Here is a 17,960-nt window from a genome sequence, read left to right as displayed (position 1 = left end):
GCTCAGGAGGTCCCTGACTGCCCGATCAAGTCTCTTTACCTGATTTAGAATCTCAGTAATGATTTCTTTTTTCGGGTCTTCCGGGTCAAAATCAGAATATAAAACCTGGATGGCGCCGCTTATTCCAGCCAGAGGATTTTTTATCTCATGGGCTATCCCTGAGGCAAGCTCACCGAGGGATGCTAATTTCGCTGCCCTCTGAACCTGCTGCCTGTGGTATTCTTCTATTTCCTTTTTGGCTGACTCAAGGGCCTCCACCATACTATTGAAACTTTTAGCCAGTTGCCCGAGTTCATCCTTTTTGTCTGCCTTCATCCTGACTGATAAATCACCGTTTTCTATCTTCTTGATTGTGCCAATCATTCCCTTGATGGGTTTATTTATCAGTATCCCCACTACAAACAGAAAAGCTCCTGTAATAAGGAGAAAGCACATGAAGGCATTTATTAAGTGCTCTCTTTTAAATTTTTGTATGGATTGATATGACTCAGCGAGTGAGAGTTCTATATCGAGGACGCCCAGAATCTTTTTTTCAGAGCCGTGGCATTTGTGGCATACAGGCAGATTTGGGATGGCAGTGAGCCTTGAGGCGTATTGTTGGCCACTTTTCTCTATTAAAAAAGGAGCTTCGCTTTTCTGTTTTTGGAACCTTTCCCGGTCTTCTTTATAGATTTGTTTTCCGATGTCTTCTGGGTCTGAGGATACAAGCATGATCCCACTGTCAGGATGAAAGATTCGTATTTCTTTTAGTTCATGGCCGTTTTTAACCATGTGCTCCATCATTGTTTGCAACTCACGCCACTTGTTCTCTAACATAAGGACCATGATGCCATGTTTTATCCTGTCAGAAAGCAAAACTGCTTTTTCTTCTTGCCCGTTCAGGAGTTTACGCTCGGTCTCTTTGATGTCTCTCCATGTGGTCACAGTCATGATTGCGGAGATAATAAGGAGGGCAGTAATAGTTATCTTGAATTTCAAACTATTAAGCATTTTTTATTATAACTTAAATTGAGCGATTTTGTAGCCGCAACCCCAGGTAACAGCCTCTTATTTCTTATGACATACGATACACAGTGACATCCTATCTGTCACATCAAAGTTAAAGAGGCTTTTGGAGTTGGATGACACATGTGGGTTATGGCAGCTTGCACAGGTGAGTTCCTTTCCAGGCCGTAGAGGGTCAGGTACGCCTTTGGTAGGGTGACTTTGCCCATACACAAAGCCCGCAACCACATGCCTTCCAGATGCCCTGTCTTCGTGACAGGTGACGCACAGGTCCCATGTAGGTTTTTTGAGCCAGAAAGGGTTATTTGAGGCATGGGGGTTATGACATATGGTACATTTGCCTGTGGCCGTAGGGCCATGGGTATATTTTTTTGTTGCCCAGTCTTCTTTCTGAACAAAATGGCATGTGAAGCAGATATCTCTGACCGGGGTCTTAACACTGTATTTATTAGGACTACTTTCAGGATTATGACAATTAAGACAGCCCCAGACAGACACAGGCCCATGGACATTTTTAAAGGATGTTATTTTGTTATGACAGGTAAAACACATCGAGTCCTCTGGTTTTGCAGGGCTTAAATCCCTTTTATTAACTTCCATCCTGTGGCATGAACTGCATGTCTTTTCCTTATCTTTGATGTGAAAAGTATCTTTTTTGAAATCAGGAGGTGCAACCCTGTTTTCTCTTGATATGTCTGACCTGTGGAAAACCTGAACCTGCTGCGACCATATGATTGAACCTTCCTTTTTAGCTATTACCTTGATGGTATTAAGCCCGAAATTTATCTCTATGCCCTTGCAGACAAACCCTCTCTCAGGGTCTATATTAATGGATAAAGGTTTAGCATTATTTATTGTTATCTCGATCGCATCTGCACTGCCCTTTGCGAGCCTGACAACAATATTGACAAGCCCGGCCTCGGTTATGGTCTTGTCTGAGGGTAAAAGGATTATGGACTGTGAGCTGTGAACCGTGAACTGTGAACTAAAAACAAAGATTAGCGTTGTAAACCATACAACCGAGGCGAGTCTTTTCATTTATCTAATCCCTGAAAGCAATTCCAGGGCCTTCCTGTAATTTTCAGATGCCTCCTTTAACATGCCCCTACCTTCATAGACTTCTGCGCTGAGGTAATAAATCCTGTATTCTTTCGGGTTTAAACCCTTCGCCTCCTCAAATGAGGCGGTTGCCTCTTTTAATTTCCCATCTTTGCCGAGGACATAACCGAGATAGTAAAGTGCTGGTGTGTATGCAGGCGCTTTTTTTAAAGCCTTTTTCAGAAGCTCAGCCGCCTCTTTATATTTATTAGCCTTTGCTGTCAGAAAGCCCAGTTCACTCAGCACTACAACATTATCAGGCTCGACTGTCAGGGCTTTTTTCAGGCTCTGCTCTGCCTCTGACATCTTACCTTCAGATACATAGAGCTTTGAAAGCTCCACATATGGCAAAATAAATTTCGGGTCGATCCCGATCGCCTTATTAAATGCAGAGTAGGCCATTGAAAACATCTTTTCCTTAATAAATTCTCTTCCGAGGTTTATCTGCGCAATGGCTTTATACTCGGGTTGGTATCCCATCTTAACCTTAACCGCCCTGGCTTCGCCTGCAAGAGAAAGGATATAATCGAACATATCCTCTGTCCCAACAAGGGGAAACCCGGGCATCTCGTATGTTATCCTGCCTTCTGATATAACTACAGTAGATGGCAGCGCTATAACATCATAACTGCGAAAGGTCGTTAACCCCTTATCTACAAGAACAGGAAAGGTGACTCCCAGTTCCTTGACAACCTTTTTTATGTTCTCCAGGTCATCATTAGAAATCGTCTGATTATCTGCATTTATGCCAATAACCTGTATCCCTTTGTCTTTGTACTTTCTATAAAATTCTTCAAATCTTCTGAGTGCCTTTGGAGAATTTGCGCTCCATGTTGCCCAGAACACAACTGCAACCGCTTTCTTGCCTGTATACTGAGATAAGCTGACGTCCCTGCCATTTATATCTTTCAAAGAAAACTCAGGCGGTTTTATGCCTGTCTGAAGTAATGCCTCTGCCTTACACAGGTGAGTGGCGAAAATCAGATGGGAAAACAGAATTATTAGTATGAAGTATCGCTTTTTCACCGTCTGCCCTGCAGGTGTTTATTTATACCCTCTTTGTATTCGGCAATAGCCTTTTCAGTCTCTCCTAACTTTTCATATACCATCCCGAGCTCATAGTGGGCCATCACAGGATCGGGGTTTAAAATCAGGGCATCCTTCAGGATTGCTTCGGCACCCTTTAAATCACCCTTTCTTGCCAGGACTATCCCTATGCCTGTTTTTGCCGCATGCAACCTGGGATTTATCTTTAACGCTGTGTTGAAGGAAGTCAGGGCTTCATCTAACTTATTTTTTTTCAGGAGCAGATAACCCAACTGTTTATGCGCATTTGCATAGTTAGGGTCAGCCTTAATAGCATCTTTAATTACATCTATTGCCCTGTCAATGGAGCCTTCTTTTGTTAAGGTTATAGACTCCTTATATAGGGATTCGGCCTTTGCTCTGTCTTCCTGTGCCCACACTGAACAGACAGGGATATACATGAAAATAAACATGCATAAGATACATTTATAAATTCTCATTGGTTTTTCTATGAAAAACTATATTGAAAAAAGTCATATATTTCATTTAATTCTTTGCCGGACTTACCCTGTTGAAGACTTTAGCGCCATGGCAGCCAGGCAGGCACTTTCCCCCATCGCTGGTTTTGGTGAAGTTTATAGGTATCTCCCATGCGCCAAAAGGGACAGCATCCCTTATATGTCTTGGGTTGTTCGTTGCATGGACATCGTGGCATGCCCTGCATGTGCGGCCCTTCACAGGTTTATTAACATGCAGAAAGTGGAGATTCTGATCGCCGTTCCTGAAACCGGTTAATGTTGTAGTTTTGGGGTCGAGTACAAGGGTTTTTTCGTGACAGCTAAAGCAGAGTTCATAGTTTTTTGGATCAAATGGTGCGTAAAATACAGGAGGGAAGTATTTCTTGAGTATCCTGAAGTTATCTGAGCCATGGGGATTATGACAGGCAGAGCAATCTTTTTGCTTTATCGGCCCGTGGTGGATTGAATTCCTGGCCAGCCAGGTTTTCATATCCATTATTTTGCCTGTAGGGGTATCTAATTTCTTGTCATGGCAGCTCATACAGAGGTCCATCGGTTGCATCTTTAACTGTTTTGCGTAATCAGTAACATGAGGGTCATGACATGCGAGGCAGTGCTTCGGCGTTTCCAACCCGCCATGTTTTACCTTGACACTGCCTACATGCTCACGTTTATCAGAATGGCATCTAAAACAGAGGTCCCTTGAGCCTTCTGCTTTGAACATGAATTTGTATTCTCCTGCGTGCGGGCTGTGACAGGTCACACAACTATCTTTCACAGGCTGATGGGAAAATTTTTTCCCCTTGAATGCTTCTGCCTTATCAGTATGGCATGTGAAACATACATCATTGCCTGCTGCCCTCAGCATTCTCGGGAATTGGCCCTGATGCGGATTATGGCAGATGACACATCCTCCGACAGCAACAGGGCCATGTATGAACTTGCCTGTTGCGATTTTCTTATCGTGACATCTGAAGCAGAGGTCAACACCCTGTGAGCGAAGCTGGAATTTGTATGGCGACTGGTGAGGGCTGTGGCATGTGGTGCACGAACCTTCCTTTACAGGTTTATGTACGACCTTATTCGTATCAACCTTATCGTGACATTGATAACATAGCTCTGAGATGTTTTTTATAGGAGTGAATTTGTGTTTATCAACTGGCTTGTGGCATGCCTTGCAGTCTCCCACTGCTACTGGCCCGTGCACAAACTTGTCCTTTCCCATCTTGCTGTGGCACTTGTCTGTAATGCAGGATTCTTTGGCTTCTGCAAAGCTAACCGTTTCTCTGTCCCATAGTGAAAGACTTAAAACAATGAAGAATCCAGAAAAAGATATTGAAAAATTGGTTAAAAGGACTGGATTCCCGCCTTCGCGGGAATGACATATAATTATCAACCCTTGAGTTTTAAACGATTTTTGTCTTCTCGTATTTTGTCTCATATGTATTGAACGAGTACACTTCATTGACAAAGTGTTTTAGATAATTTTAAAATTCCTCAAGTCGATGACTCGTAGAGAGGAAAAATGTTACAGCATATCGAGGAAATAGCTCCCACAATAAAAAAACTAAGAATAGAAGTGCCTTCTTCCATTATTGAAGACGAAATAAGCCAGGCTTACAGGCGGTTGCGGTCTACCGCAAGGATTCCAGGATTCAGGACAGGCAAGGCACCACAGTCTATCCTTGAGAGGAGATTTGGCAGGGGCGTAGAGGCAGAGGTGATGGAGAAGCTAATCCCGGAGTTTTACTCAAAGGCGGTTAAAGAGGCAGGGATAATGCCTGTTACCTCTCCGAATATCGAAGGGAAAATAGAGTTTATAAAAAATCAGCCTTTGCTTTTTACCGTTACCGTTGAGGTCAAGCCAGAGATAGAGCAGCTCAATTATGAGGGTTTGAAATTAAAAGAAAGACCACTTGCTTTTGAAGAGCATGAGGTAGACAATGCCCTTAAGATGTTTCAAGAAAACAGGGCGTTATTTGAAATTTCAGAAGAAGGCGTAAAGGAAGGGGATATGGTGGTTATAGACCACGAGGGTTATATAGAGGGCATTGCTGTGAAAGGTTTATCCGTAAAAGATTTTGCCTTTATTCAGGGTTCTGAATCTCTGCCAGAAGAATTCAGCAGTGGACTTATCGGAAAAAAGAAGGGAGATTCCTTTGAGGTAAAAATATCATTCAAGGATAATCACCCCAATAAGGCTATTGCCGGGAAGGAAGTTATATTTAACGTGTCAGTAAAAGAGGTTAAGAGAAAAGTCCTCCCCCCTGTGGATGACGATCTTGCCAAAAGTTTTGGATACGAGAGCATAGTAGGGCTTAAGGAAAGGCTACGCGAAGATATTATCAAAAATAAAAAGGAACAAATAGAGATAGGATATAAGAAAGAGCTACTTAATCGTCTGATTGATTCTATAGACTTTGAGCTCCCTCAATCAATGGTCAACAGGGAGCTTGAACATCTTATGCTTGAGGCCAAAAGAATTGCGGCGATGGGAGGAGAAGCTGTTAAGACTGATGACGAGTTGAAGCTTGAGAATGAACCTATTGCCAGAAGGAATGTAAAGGCTATTATTCTTTTAGATGTAATAGGTGAGAAAGAAAAAATAGGGGTAACAGATGAGGAAATGAGGGAAAAGATAAAAGAAATTGCTGACAGGCATCGCCTCAAACCCGAGGATGTGATAAAGTTTTATATTGCGAGGGACGGCTCCTTAGAAGGGCTGAAAGGCAAGCTTTATGAGGACAAGGTCATGGACATTTTGCTGTCAAAGGCAAATATTGAGCAGGCTTGATATAATATAAACAATAAAAAGGAGAAGACATTGAGCGTGATTCCATTTGTTATAGAACAGACAGGCAGAACTGAAAGGGCCTATGATATATACTCCAGGCTTCTTAAAGATAGGATCATCTTTGTAGGGACGCCAATCGATGATATTGTAGCTAATACTGTTATAGCCCAGTTATTATTTCTTCAGACAGACGACCCCGATAAGGATATACACGTATATATAAATACCCCGGGCGGCATAGTTCCAGCCGGCCTCGCTATTTACGACACCATGCAATATGTTAAACCCGACATAGCCACATATTGTATAGGCCAGGCAGCCAGCATGGGAGCCCTGCTGCTTGCTGCCGGGAAAAAAGGGAAACGTTTTGCCCTTCCCCATGCGAGGATAATGATACATCAGCCAATAGGCGGATTTTACGGACAGGCCACTGATGTGGAAATCCACGCAAGGGAAATACTAAAGATGAAAGACACTTTGAATAAGATTCTTGCATTACACACAGGGCAGCCTTTTGAAAAAATACAGGCTGATACAGAGAGGGATTTCTTTATGTCCGGCCAGGAAGCCAAGGAATACGGCCTTGTAGATGAAGTCATAGTAACCATAAAAACCAATAAGGGAGGAAATTAGAAAATTTATGACCAGAAAAGGTGATGATTCCCTTAAATGCTCATTTTGCGGTAAAGGGCAGGACGAAGTCAGAAAACTCATAGCCGGGCCTACTGTTTATATCTGTGATGAATGTATTGGTCTCTGTAATGAAATCATTGCCGAAGAACTTGAAGCATCAATCGGAACACATATAACACCAAGACTTCCGACTCCAAAGGAGATAAATACTTATCTTAACGACTATGTAGTAGGGCAGGAAAAGGCCAAGAAAATCCTTTCTGTTGCAGTGCACAATCACTACAAGAGGATAAGCAGTCCGATCGAATCTGAGGTTGAACTCCAGAAGAGCAATATCCTGCTTGTAGGGCCGACCGGAACTGGTAAGACTCTCTTTGCGCAGACCCTCGCAAAGATTCTGGATGTGCCATTTACAATTGCAGATGCTACGACCCTTACAGAGGCGGGCTATGTTGGAGAGGATGTCGAAAATATAATTCTAAAGCTCCTTCAAGCTGCCGAATATGATGTTGAGAGGGCTCAGCGTGGCATTGTTTACATTGATGAGATTGACAAGATAAGCCGTAAATCTGAAAACCCCTCTATTACAAGAGATGTATCAGGTGAAGGGGTGCAGCAGGCACTGCTTAAGATTATAGAAGGTACAATCGCTAACATACCGCCTCAGGGTGGAAGGAAGCACCCGCATCAGGAATTCATCCAGGTAAATACTTCCAATATACTTTTTATATGTGGCGGAGCCTTTGTAGGCCTCGACAGGATGGTGGAACAGAGGATAGGCAAGAGAACCGTAGGTTTTGGAGCAGAGCTAAAGAGCAGGGTAGAGAAGAAAATAGGGGATATCCTTGAGCTGGTTCAACCAGAGGATTTAATAAAGTATGGCCTTATACCGGAGTTTGTCGGAAGACTGCCAGTTGTAGCAACCCTTGATGAGCTTGATGAGGATGCCCTGATAAAGATTCTAACCGGGCCTAAAAATGCCCTTATAAAACAGTATCAAAGGCTTCTTTCCTTTGATAATGTTAAGCTGAGATTTACAGACAGTGCCCTTGTTGCAATAGCAAAGAAGGCAACAGAACGCAAGACAGGCGCAAGGGGGTTGAGGGCGATTCTCGAAGAAGTGATGCTTGATGTTATGTATGAGATACCGTCGCAGAAAGGCATAAAGGAATGCCTTGTAAATGATGATGTTGTTAATAAAAAGGAAAAGCCAATTCTTATTTACGAAAAGCACGCCGAGTCAGCTTAAGCAGCGTGCAGACATTTGTTATCTGTTAGCTGTGTTCTACGTTCTGTTTAATTTGCCTTTTGTTAATGCATTTTGAAGAAGACGTCTTAATTTTATTTTCAAATCGTCATCTTTTATAGCGTCAACTGTATCCTCGATATACATGGTGTCCTCTTTTGTCAGGTTTTTTTGCAGAACAGCTTTTGAACCCTGAATCCTTAACCCTGGATCCTGTTCCGGAAGCTTGCCGACCTTGAACCTGACGTCTTTGACACCAAATGTATTTAACTTTTCCAGGATTTCCTGCTTGTAGAAACTAAGGTGGTGCATCCACTGTGGCGTATCGACCAGGACAAAAAGCATATTATTTCTTAAACCATCTGGATATGTATGAACCGAGACTGTTTTACCCACAATGTCCTCCCATTTTTTCCTTATCGCATTGATGGTGAGGGCGCTCTCAGAGCCGAGTCCTTTTAAAAATCCTCTCAGTATATCGCCAGCTCGATGCATAAATTTTTCCTCTTTCGTATTTAAGTTGAAAGAGACCTGAGGCACTGAGACACAGGGTAAATAATCTGCCACAGAGTTCACGAGTTTATAGCTCTGTGTCCTCTGTGGTTATATTTACAGTTTACATTGCTTTCTTTATTTTCCCGGAGCGGAGGCAACGGGTGCAAACGTAAGTCCTTTTTGTTCCCCCATCAGTAACGACCTTTATCCTTTGAAGGTTCGGTGAAAAAAACCTTTTTGTTCTGTTGTTTGCATGGCTTACGTTATTCCCTATAACCTTTCTTTTTCCACAGACTGAGCAAACTGCCATATCGAAATACCCTCCTTATTTAATAAAGTGGGAAGTAGGAAGTTATGAATTTCTTCACTTCCCATTTCCAATTTCTCACTTCCATAGAGATTGCATTAAAAAAGCTAATTATGATAACATTATAAAAGTTAAAAATTCAAAACAAAAAATTCTAAATTTCTTAAATTTAAAAAGGGGGATATGACTTAGGTGTCCAAGGCAAGGGTTTATGATTTAGCCAAAAAGCTCGGCGTCGGTAGCAAAGAGCTTGTTGCGGAGCTTGAGAAAATGGGGGTTAAAGGTAAGACCCATTCATCGAGCATAGAGGATGATTCTGTCCTTAAGCTGACCAAAATTTTCACCAAAAAAGAAAAACCACCTGCCCAAAAGCCAGTGCCTCTTGAAAAGGTTGAGAAAAAAGTCGAGAAGAAGGTTGAGAAAAAGACTGAGAAAAAAGTAGAGAAGGAAATCAAGAAAGTTGAGAGAAAAATCGAAGAAGTTAAGAGGGGAGTCGAAGAGAAAGAAGAATTAGAAATCAAAAAGGAAAAGGAATTGGAAGTCCCTGAAGCTAAAGAAGAGATAACCGAAGGGCCCCCTATGCCTGTTGAGAAGCCGGCTGCTGTAGAGATCGAAGAAGAGGTAAAGATACCTGACAGGTTCAAAAAGGAGGTAGAGGCAGAGAGGGTTGAGAAGTTTAAGGGGAAGCCCGGAATGCAGAGGGCCTTTGAAACCATAAAGAGGGTGGAAGTAAAGAAGTGGCGTGAGGTAAAGCCTTTCCCCAAGAAACATGAAAGAGGCAAAGTTCAATATCAAAAGGTAGAGGCCAGGGTCTTACCTCTCCCAACCCCGACAAGAAAAAAGGTGCTGAAACTCCATGAAGGCACAACATTAAAAGAATTTGCCGAGATGATAGGACAGAAGCTCCCTGAGGTGATAAAAAAATTTATGGAGCTTGGCTATATGCTGACTATAAATCAGCCGGTAGATGGACCTGCAGCTCAGATTGTTGCTGAGAGTTTTGGCATAAAGATAGAGCTCGCACCTGTGGGGATAGAAGACCTGGGTGTAGAAGAAACAGAAGATGTTTCTAATCTGATACCAAGACCACCTATAATCACAATTATGGGTCATGTAGACCACGGAAAGACCTCCCTGCTCGATGCTATCCGGCAGACAAAAGTTACAGAAATGGAAGCTGGTGGAATAACGCAGCACATAGGTGCTTATAAGGTCAGATTGAAGGGTAAAGATATTGTCTTTCTCGATACACCTGGCCATGAGGCATTCACTGCTATGCGGGCAAGGGGAGCCAAAGTCACGGATATCGTTGTTCTTGTAGTTGCCGCAGATGACGGTGTAATGCCACAAACAATTGAGGCTATAAATCATGCAAAGGCTGCAAATGTACCTATAGTTGTTGCAGTAAACAAAATAGATAAGCCTGAAGCCAATCCTGCAAAGATCCGGAATGAACTCGCCGAACATGGAATAGTCTCAGAGGAGTGGGGTGGGCAGAATATTTTTGTCGACGTTTCAGCCAAAAAGAGGATAGGGATAGAAAAGCTCCTTGAAATGATTTTGCTTCAGGCAGAAGTTATGGAGCTTAAAGCCAATCCCAACAGGCCAGCAAAAGGAGCAATAATAGAGGCCAAGCTCGATAGAGGAAGGGGCCCGGTAGCTACTGTTCTGGTTCAATCCGGAACCTTGAAGGCAGGTGATGCCTTTCTTGCCGGGACATTTGCTGGAAAAGTCAGGGCATTAATAGATGATGACGGCCGAAAAGTTGAGGCGGCAGGACCTGCTACGCCTGTTGAAGTTATTGGTTTTTCAGAGGTTCCCCAGGCCGGTGATGTTTTTATAGCAATGGACGATGAGAGAAAAGCAAGACAGATAGCACTGGCCAGACTTCAAAAGCAGAGGCTTGCCGGAATCTCTAAGGCAAGAAAACTTACCCTCGATGACCTTTACGCAAAGATAAAAGAAGAGGGAATAAAAGATCTGAACGTCGTCATTAAAGGAGATGTGCAGGGAACGGTGGAGGCAATAAAGGATGCAATGGAGCACCTGAGTCACCCCCAGGTTAAGGTCAAGGTGATCCATGCCTCGGCTGGAGGTATAAATGAATCAGATGTGATGCTGGCATCTGCATCTCAGGCAATAATCCTCGGTTTTAATGTAAGGCCTGAGACAAAGGCATATCCGCTTGCTGAAAAAGAGGGCGTTGATATCCGCATGTACAATGTTATATATGATGCGATAGAGGACGTTAAAAAGGCGCTCGAGGGCCTCCTTGAGCCAACTGTAAAAGAAAAAGTCCTTGGCAGGGCAGAAATCAGACAGCTATTCCAGGTATCCAGATTCGGGACGATTGCAGGATGCTATGTCCTTGATGGATTTATAACAAGGTCAAGCACCGGCATAAGGGTTATCAGGGATAACATTGTGGTATACGATGGGAAAATCGCTTCTCTGAAAAGGTTCAAAGAGGACGTTAAGGAGATCCAGGCAGGCTATGAGTGTGGTATCGTGATAGAGAACTTTAATGATGTAAAAGTTGGAGATGTGCTGGAAAACTACCTTATGGAACAGGTAGCCGCCAAATTAAGTTAAAATGCAAAAATCAAAATTAAGGAATTCCATTAAATTTCTATAATAGTTAGCCTTCTTGCCTGTAGTTATACCTGCCATAACCGAGGAGGATTTATGCACCCGTACAAGCGTTCTGCAAGGGTTGGAGACCTCATAAGAGAAGAGATAGCAGACATTATTATGCATAAACTGAAAGACCCGAGAATTGGTTTCATAACCGTTACAGGGGCTGATGTGAGCGATGACCTCAGGTATGCAAAAGTTTATGTCAGTATTCTTGAAGATGCAAAAAGGGAGGAGACCCTGAAGATACTTATTTCTTCAGCCAAGTTCATAAGGGGAGAACTGGGCAGGAGGATAAGGATGAAAATCCTCCCTGAGCTTATCTTTAAACTTGATAAATCCATAGAATATGGAGCAAAGATAGACAGAATAATCAGGGAGATAAAAGAGAGAGATGAAGGTTCCTCCTGAAATACTCAGCCTCATACAGGAAAACAAAAGCTTTCTTATTACAATCCATATAAACCCAGATGGGGATGCTCTGGGTTCAAGCATTGCCCTTTTCCTGGGCCTGAGGAAGAGAGGGAAAGATGTAAGCGTGATTACAAAAGGCGATGTGCCTGAGATGTTTAAATTCCTTCCATTTTCCGATGTTATAGGAAAAGCAGTTCCTGATAAAATTTTTGATGTGCTGTTTATTATTGACTGCGGTGACATTAAACGGACAGGTTTAAAAGATTTGAAGGCGAAAAAGACGGTTATCATAGACCATCATTTAACAGAGACAGACAATGCAGGTGTGAAGTGGGTTGACTCAGGGGCAGGGGCAACAGGAGAGATGGTCTATCTGCTTCTAAATTCTCTTGATGTCTCCATGGACGAAGCAATAGCGACAAATCTCTATACAGCCATTTTTACAGACACCGGAGGTTTCAGGTATCCAAACACAAAATCTGAAACACTGAGGATTGCTGCCGGCCTCATCGAAGCTGGCGTAGATCCGTGGAAGATAGCGCAGGAGGTATATGAGAGTATCTCCCAGGGCCGGTTCAGGCTTATAACTGAGAGCCTTTCAACGCTTGAAAGGAGGGGAAGTATTGCCTGGATTATCGTTACACAGGAGATGTATAAAAAGACAGGCACCGCTGCCGCAGATACCGAGAATTTCGCAAACTACCCGAGGATGATAAAGGGGGTTGAAGTCTCTATGCTTTTTAGAGAACTCGATAATGGTGGTTATAAGGTAAGCCTGCGATCTAAGGACAGGGTCAATGTTGCAAAAATTGCAGAGTCCCTCGGTGGAGGAGGTCATTACAATGCTGCTGGTTGCGAACTGCACGGCACCCTTCAGGAGGTCAAGGAAAGGGTTCTCAGGGCTATAATAGAAAATTCAGATGGATCTGGTAATTAACCTCGATAAGGCGGAGGGGATCAGCTCACACGAGGCAACAACACAGGTAAAAAAAGTCTTTAATGCAAAAAAGGCAGGCCACGCAGGGACCCTCGACCCCATGGCTACAGGCATTCTACTTGTGTGCCTGAACAGGGCAACGAGAATAGTTTCATATTTAGCTGTACTTGATAAGGAATATGTAGTTACTGCAAAGCTCGGCGAGGCTACGGATACACAGGATTCATCTGGCAGGATAATCTCTAAAAAGGAAGTTCCTCGACTTCAGGTTCAGGAGATCGAAGATGTTTTAAAGTCCTTTGAGGGTAAAAGCCTTCAAAGACCTCCAATATTTTCTGCTCTAAAGCATAAAGGCACACCCCTTTACAAGCTCGCAAGAAAGGGTCTGGAAGTTCACAGCGACTTGAGAGAGATAAATATCAAGAAAATAGAACTTGAAAATGTAGACCTGCCTTATATCACTTTCAATGTGGCATGCTCAAAAGGGACATATGTGAGGGCCCTCTGCGATGATATAGGGAAACAACTCGGAGTCGGGGCACACATGTACGCCCTTAAAAGGACAGGAGTAGGGCCATTCAGGATTGAAGACTCCATTGACATACAGGGCCTGGCGGATATTCGGATCGAGTCTGTCTATGGGTCGAAGCGACTCTTCGCTGAGACTCGCTCCGAGAAGAGTATTTTTGATATTGATACGGCACTTTCATGGATACAGAGCCTTACGGTCAACGAGCATGCTGCTAAAAAGGTAAGAAATGGCAGCCCGCCCGGGATAAGAGATATTCTTAAGTTTCCGGAAGGTCTGAAGATAGGTGACGCTGTAAAGGTAAAAGCTCCGGATAATGAACTCCTTGCAATTGGCAGGTTTTTAATGGAGCCTGATAGGATTAAGCTGGAGACTGTATTTGCGTAACGACAGTACCGATAAAGCTGCAAGGCTTTTATGTCTCCTGCGCCCTGTTGATTTGCTTACTTTTTGCTTTTTATTTTTTCTTACTGCCCTGACAATAATCTTTTTCAGCAGGATACCGAGGCCGACCCTCCTTATTTTTATTTATGTCAGCCTTATCGCTGCACTTTTTTCCCTTATATATTTCAAAAACAAACACAATGGAAAAGTTTTGAAGACGATCTATGACATTATCTTTCCTGTAATAGCGGTCATGCTTATTTTTGACAGCCTCGGTGGCCTTGTGCATTACATAAATCCGAAGGACTATGACCACCATTTAATACGCATAGACTATATCATATTCGGCAATCATCCCACTGTTGTCTTTGAGCGTTTTGTAAGCCCCTTCTTAACAGAAATCTTTCAGCTTGCCTATTCTTCTTATTATTTCCTCCCGATAATCCTGGGGATTGTGTTAAAGGTAAGGGGGGAAGAAAAGGCGTTTGACAGAACCCTTTTTCTTATTATTCTCTGTTTTTACCTTTCTTATATCGGTTATATATTGGTCCCTGCTATTGGTCCAAGGTACACGATGGAGCATCTCCATGAAATAGAGCTCAAAGGTGTTTTGATAAGGGATGTTATTGACAGAACCCTGAATGCACTTGAAGGAATCAAGAGAGATGCCTTTCCGAGCGGGCATACAGCAGTGGCCCTTGTTGTCCTGTATCTTGCATATAAATATCACAAAAAGCTCTTCTATCTCTATCTCCCTGTCATACTTGCCCTCCTCGTATCAACAGTATATTTACGGTATCATTACGCGGTTGATGTCCTCGGTGGTATCGTGCTTTCGGTTTTTACTATATACCTCGGAGAGTGGTATTATAATTACTGGGAAATAAAGAATGGAAATACTCCTGGTAGAAGATGAGCCAAAGATTGCCGATGTTGTTAAGGCATATCTCGTAAAGGAGGGCTATGATGTCCTTGTTGCAAATACAGGCACGATGGCCCTCGATATGCTTAAGAAAAAGCCTTCTCTTATAATCCTTGACCTTTTTCTTCCAGACATCCCGGGAGAAGAAATTTGCAGCAGTATAAGGGCGCTATCAGATGTGCCGATAATAATGCTCACAGCAAAAAGCAGTGAGGAGGACAGAGTGAAAGGGCTTGGAATCGGGGCAGATGATTATGTTGTTAAACCTTTCAGCCCGAGGGAACTTGTAGCACGGGTAAAAGCTGTGTTGAGGAGGTCTGATTCAGGCGATAGGACAAAGATTCATAGTTTTGACAGAGGCGCTATCCTCATTGACGCAGGCGCCCATGAGGTGAAGGTGAGAGGGAAGATCGTGGCTCTTACGCCTACAGAATTAAATATCTTATTGACAATGGCTAAGAACCCGAACATGGTATTCAGTCGTGAGAAGTTAATAAATACCTGCCTGGGATATGGGTTTGAAGGATATGAAAGAACTATAGATGCCCATATAAAGAACTTAAGACAAAAAATCGAGGTCGACCCAGGGAAGCCAGACTATATTCAGACTGTATACGGCGTAGGATATAAATTTACAGGGAAAAGGGATGAGAGTTAAATTTTTCCTTGCCCTTTTAGCAGTAGTTGTGGTTGTCCTCTGCTCGAATATCCTGTTTGAGAGATTAATTTCTAAGGACTTTGATGCCTATATCACTGGAAGTCAGGAGGATAAACTTTACTGGATTATAGCATCCATAGAGGGTTCTTATGAAAAGGGTAATGGTAAATGGGACCTGCATGATTTAATGAATGTCGCTCACTGGGGCTTTATGCTTGGCTTTGAGATAGAGGTAAAAGACATTAAAGGTAAAACCCTGATTACGACTGCCGGGGCCATCAAACATCAGCCCCCAGCAATGAGACAGAAGATGGCAGCCATATCCATGGAAGCTCCCGTCTCGACATTTGACCCATATCCCCTTTACTACGGAGGCAGAGAAATCGGTACCCTTTATGCCAGGCAAAAGAAGAACAGCCTTCTAATTGAAAAAGAACAGACCTTTAAGAAAAGGGGGAAAGACTTCCTTTTATTTTCATTGCTGATCACAGGCGGAAGTGCTCTTTTATTGAGCTTTCTCCTCGCATCTTACCTGAACCGCCCTCTTCGCAAATTAAGTAAGGCCGCATCTGAAATTGCCACAGGAAATCTCAACATCAGGGTAAAGCCCACCTCAGCAGATGAGATTGGAAAGTTGTCAATGACATTCAACAGAATGGCCGAAGCCCTGGAGAGACAGGAAGGTTTAAGAAAACGACTTGCCTCCAATATCGCGCATGAACTCAGGACACCACTCTCCATTATAAAAGGACATTTAGAGGCAATACTTGACGGCGTCATGCCTGCAGAGGCGGCTCAGGTAGAAAGTCTGCTCTTAGAAATTGATAGATTAAAAAAGCTGATTGACGGGATAGAGGACATCGCAAGCCTGGAGGCACACAGCCTCTATCTCGAGGAGAGAGAAGTGGAGCTCGGCTCTTTCCTCACAGATATAGCAAAAAGTATGGAGCCCCTGTTTAAGGCAAAGGGAATCACATTTAATTTTGAGCGGACATCTGATGTCAGCATGGTGACAGACCCGGACAAGCTCAGCCATATTTTATTTAATCTCCTTAACAATGCCCTTAAATACACAGACAGTGGGTCAGTTACGCTCTCTTACGGACTCAGGCCTGAGGGCCTTTTTATAGCGGTTGCGGATACAGGGGTCGGGATCAGAGAGGAAGAAGTCCCTTTTATCTTTGAGCGGTTCTATAAAGGGATAAAGTCAGAAGGTATTGGGCTCGGCCTTGCAATAGCAAAGGAACTTGCCGGTGCTATCGGTGGAAATCTGGAGGTCAAAAGCAGAGTGGGCGAGGGTTCGGTGTTTACTTTAAGAATAGGTCGTATATGATATATAAGACCTATTCGAAATTAGAAATTCAAAATTTGATGAATGTTTCCCAGTATCTGAAAAGCTCCTTTGTGGCATGGAGGTCGCCGGTGCAGTATCTGGCAATATCGAGATACCTGCCTTCTTTAAAAAGGTCTTTGATCTCATAGCCTGTAATCCCCCCGGTCTTTGGGCTCTTTATGCCAAAAGCCCTGCACCACATGTGCAGGTTGAATTTTTTCCTGACAGCCCCGAAAAAGCTTAAATGGTCGAGGAGGTCTATATGCGTGTCATTGTATCTACTCGGCATCAGGTCCTTTGATGGTCTTATTCCGAGGATTGCTGAACGGAGTATTATAAAAGGGCAGTCAAAACCCCTGCCGTTGAAGGTTATGACCTGGTCATAGCCTTTTACAACCTCCCAGAATTTTCTCAGGATATCTGGCTCTGTGCCTGAAGAGAACTTTATCCCATTTTCTTCAAAAGGCTCAATTTCAATTCCTGGAGACTGGAAATAAACAGCACCCTTATCGGTCTCCGGATTCAATAGCCCTATGGCAACAATCTCACCAGTAAGGGGCGAGAAACTGAGCCTGTCTTTGGCCTCCTTTATCTCCTCCTCAGTTTCGGCGAATTTCAGGAGATACTCCCTCGAGAGTTCATCAAAAGATTCAAAGTCTTTGCCTATGGTCTCAATATCAAGGACAATCTTTTTTGACATAAGGATTTTTTACCACTTTTCATAATAGAGTTTCAAGAGATTTAATTATTGTTCTTCATTTTTGATTTTTGCATTTAAATTTTCACTTTATATTTATAATATTTATTAACTTATAAATCAGGCACGCTAAGCTTGAAAATGCTTTAGATTTTAGGCTATAGTTAAAACTCTTATCAAAGAGTATCCTGGAGGAAATCCAATATGAGTGAACTGGTAGAGATTCGCTGGCATGGTCGCGGGGGCCAGGGAACAGTCACGGCTGCAAAGGTCTTAGCTGATGCGTGCTTGAGCGGTGGGAGATATGTCCAGGCATTCCCTGAGTATGGG

General features: G+C 43.1%; 19 protein-coding genes. 11 read left to right on the top strand and 8 right to left on the bottom strand.

Going from position 1 to position 17,960, the window contains the following annotated elements; translation table 11 throughout:
* From HZC12_08620 to HZC12_08600, 5 genes are all read right to left on the bottom strand, one after another.
* A partial coding sequence (locus HZC12_08620) for a HAMP domain-containing protein (protein MBI5026767.1) occupies window positions 1-990 on the bottom strand: 990 nt, incomplete at its 3' end.
* 57 nt (window positions 991-1,047) lie between these two features.
* Window positions 1,048-2,043: a hypothetical protein gene (locus HZC12_08615; GenBank protein ID MBI5026766.1), complete on the bottom strand. Its 996-nt coding sequence runs from the start codon at window positions 2,041-2,043 to the stop codon at window positions 1,048-1,050.
* On the bottom strand, window positions 2,044-3,129 hold the full coding sequence (locus HZC12_08610) for a redoxin domain-containing protein (GenBank protein MBI5026765.1): 1,086 nt from the start codon (window positions 3,127-3,129) through the stop codon (window positions 2,044-2,046). It abuts the gene before it with no gap.
* Entirely contained in the window at window positions 3,126-3,629 is a 504-nt protein-coding gene (locus HZC12_08605) for a tetratricopeptide repeat protein (GenBank protein ID MBI5026764.1), read from the bottom strand. Before HZC12_08605 ends, HZC12_08610 begins: the two co-directional genes overlap by 4 nt.
* A 46-nt stretch (window positions 3,630-3,675) precedes the next feature.
* A complete protein-coding gene (locus HZC12_08600; GenBank protein MBI5026763.1) occupies window positions 3,676-5,043 on the bottom strand; it encodes a cytochrome C in 1,368 nt (455 codons plus the stop codon).
* Window positions 5,044-5,172: 129 nt separating this feature from the next.
* Between HZC12_08600 and tig the strand changes: the two genes are divergently transcribed.
* From tig to clpX, 3 genes are read left to right on the top strand one after another with little or no spacing between them, the layout of a single operon-like run.
* A complete protein-coding gene (tig, locus tag HZC12_08595; protein ID MBI5026762.1) occupies window positions 5,173-6,441 on the top strand; it encodes a trigger factor in 1,269 nt (422 codons plus the stop codon).
* 6 nt (window positions 6,442-6,447) lie between these two features.
* Window positions 6,448-7,074 carry an ATP-dependent Clp endopeptidase proteolytic subunit ClpP gene (clpP, locus tag HZC12_08590; protein ID MBI5026761.1) on the top strand — a complete coding sequence of 209 codons (627 nt, stop codon included), beginning with the start codon at window positions 6,448-6,450 and terminating at the stop codon, window positions 7,072-7,074.
* 7 nt (window positions 7,075-7,081) lie between these two features.
* A complete protein-coding gene (gene clpX / locus HZC12_08585; protein ID MBI5026760.1) occupies window positions 7,082-8,323 on the top strand; it encodes an ATP-dependent Clp protease ATP-binding subunit ClpX in 1,242 nt (413 codons plus the stop codon).
* A 36-nt stretch (window positions 8,324-8,359) separates the two neighbouring features.
* Here clpX and HZC12_08580 read toward each other — a convergent pair whose 3' ends face one another.
* Entirely contained in the window at window positions 8,360-8,815 is a 456-nt protein-coding gene (locus HZC12_08580; protein MBI5026759.1) for a DUF721 domain-containing protein, read from the bottom strand.
* Between the two features lie 121 nt (window positions 8,816-8,936).
* Window positions 8,937-9,125 carry a 50S ribosomal protein L28 gene (locus HZC12_08575; protein MBI5026758.1) on the bottom strand — a complete coding sequence of 63 codons (189 nt, stop codon included), beginning with the start codon at window positions 9,123-9,125 and terminating at the stop codon, window positions 8,937-8,939.
* A gap of 189 nt (window positions 9,126-9,314) precedes the next feature.
* Between HZC12_08575 and infB the strand changes: the two genes are divergently transcribed.
* The 7 genes from infB (at window position 9,315) to HZC12_08540 (ending at window position 16,933) form a co-directional block, all read left to right on the top strand.
* Window positions 9,315-11,714: a translation initiation factor IF-2 gene (gene infB, locus HZC12_08570; protein ID MBI5026757.1), complete on the top strand. Its 2,400-nt coding sequence runs from the start codon at window positions 9,315-9,317 to the stop codon at window positions 11,712-11,714.
* 93 nt (window positions 11,715-11,807) lie between these two features.
* Window positions 11,808-12,167, top strand: a complete 360-nt coding sequence (gene rbfA / locus HZC12_08565; GenBank protein MBI5026756.1) for a 30S ribosome-binding factor RbfA — start codon at window positions 11,808-11,810, stop codon at window positions 12,165-12,167.
* On the top strand, window positions 12,151-13,107 hold the full coding sequence (locus HZC12_08560; protein ID MBI5026755.1) for a bifunctional oligoribonuclease/PAP phosphatase NrnA: 957 nt from the start codon (window positions 12,151-12,153) through the stop codon (window positions 13,105-13,107). The genes rbfA and HZC12_08560 overlap by 17 nt, the downstream gene beginning before the upstream one ends.
* The gene (truB, locus tag HZC12_08555; protein MBI5026754.1) at window positions 13,091-14,023 is read left to right on the top strand and encodes a tRNA pseudouridine(55) synthase TruB; all 933 of its coding nucleotides are present in this window, start codon (window positions 13,091-13,093) and stop codon (window positions 14,021-14,023) included. The genes HZC12_08560 and truB overlap by 17 nt, the downstream gene beginning before the upstream one ends.
* Window positions 14,016-14,936, top strand: coding sequence for a phosphatase PAP2 family protein (locus HZC12_08550; protein ID MBI5026753.1), 921 nt, complete (start codon window positions 14,016-14,018; stop codon window positions 14,934-14,936). The genes truB and HZC12_08550 overlap by 8 nt, the downstream gene beginning before the upstream one ends.
* A complete protein-coding gene (locus HZC12_08545) occupies window positions 14,911-15,600 on the top strand; it encodes a response regulator transcription factor (GenBank protein MBI5026752.1) in 690 nt (229 codons plus the stop codon). Before HZC12_08550 ends, HZC12_08545 begins: the two co-directional genes overlap by 26 nt.
* Window positions 15,590-16,933 (top strand): HAMP domain-containing histidine kinase, encoded by a 1,344-nt coding sequence (locus HZC12_08540; GenBank protein ID MBI5026751.1) that lies wholly within the window; start codon window positions 15,590-15,592, stop codon window positions 16,931-16,933. Before HZC12_08545 ends, HZC12_08540 begins: the two co-directional genes overlap by 11 nt.
* 28 nt (window positions 16,934-16,961) lie before the next feature.
* Here the strand turns inward: HZC12_08540 and HZC12_08535 are convergent, their stop codons facing one another.
* Window positions 16,962-17,633 (bottom strand): ribonuclease H-like domain-containing protein, encoded by a 672-nt coding sequence (locus tag HZC12_08535; protein ID MBI5026750.1) that lies wholly within the window; start codon window positions 17,631-17,633, stop codon window positions 16,962-16,964.
* 201 nt (window positions 17,634-17,834) lie between these two features.
* Here HZC12_08535 and HZC12_08530 point away from each other — a divergent pair.
* On the top strand, window positions 17,835-17,960 hold a 126-nt coding region (locus HZC12_08530), incomplete at its 3' end, for a 2-oxoacid:acceptor oxidoreductase family protein (protein ID MBI5026749.1).

The sequence above is a fragment of the Nitrospirota bacterium genome (assembly GCA_016214385.1).
GTDB lineage: Bacteria > Nitrospirota > Thermodesulfovibrionia > UBA6902 > JACROP01 > JACROP01.
Note: the sequence above shows the minus strand (reverse complement) of the source record. Positions and strands in the feature narration are given on the sequence as shown.

Excerpts from the sequence above, each read along its gene's own strand:
- HZC12_08605 (MBI5026764.1), bottom strand. The coding sequence starts at position 3,629 with ATGAGAATTTATAAATGTATCTTATGCATGTTTATTTTCATGTATATC.
- rbfA (MBI5026756.1), top strand. The coding sequence starts at position 11,808 with ATGCACCCGTACAAGCGTTCTGCAAGGGTTGGAGACCTCATAAGAGAA.
- tig (MBI5026762.1), top strand. The coding sequence starts at position 5,173 with ATGTTACAGCATATCGAGGAAATAGCTCCCACAATAAAAAAACTAAGA.
- HZC12_08560 (MBI5026755.1), top strand. The coding sequence starts at position 12,151 with ATGAAGGTTCCTCCTGAAATACTCAGCCTCATACAGGAAAACAAAAGC.
- clpX (MBI5026760.1), top strand. The coding sequence starts at position 7,082 with ATGACCAGAAAAGGTGATGATTCCCTTAAATGCTCATTTTGCGGTAAA.
- HZC12_08575 (MBI5026758.1), bottom strand. The coding sequence starts at position 9,125 with ATGGCAGTTTGCTCAGTCTGTGGAAAAAGAAAGGTTATAGGGAATAAC.
- HZC12_08545 (MBI5026752.1), top strand. The coding sequence starts at position 14,911 with ATGGAAATACTCCTGGTAGAAGATGAGCCAAAGATTGCCGATGTTGTT.
- truB (MBI5026754.1), top strand. The coding sequence starts at position 13,091 with ATGGATCTGGTAATTAACCTCGATAAGGCGGAGGGGATCAGCTCACAC.
- HZC12_08580 (MBI5026759.1), bottom strand. The coding sequence starts at position 8,815 with ATGCATCGAGCTGGCGATATACTGAGAGGATTTTTAAAAGGACTCGGC.
- HZC12_08535 (MBI5026750.1), bottom strand. The coding sequence starts at position 17,633 with ATGTCAAAAAAGATTGTCCTTGATATTGAGACCATAGGCAAAGACTTT.
- HZC12_08615 (MBI5026766.1), bottom strand. The coding sequence starts at position 2,043 with ATGAAAAGACTCGCCTCGGTTGTATGGTTTACAACGCTAATCTTTGTT.
- HZC12_08540 (MBI5026751.1), top strand. The coding sequence starts at position 15,590 with ATGAGAGTTAAATTTTTCCTTGCCCTTTTAGCAGTAGTTGTGGTTGTC.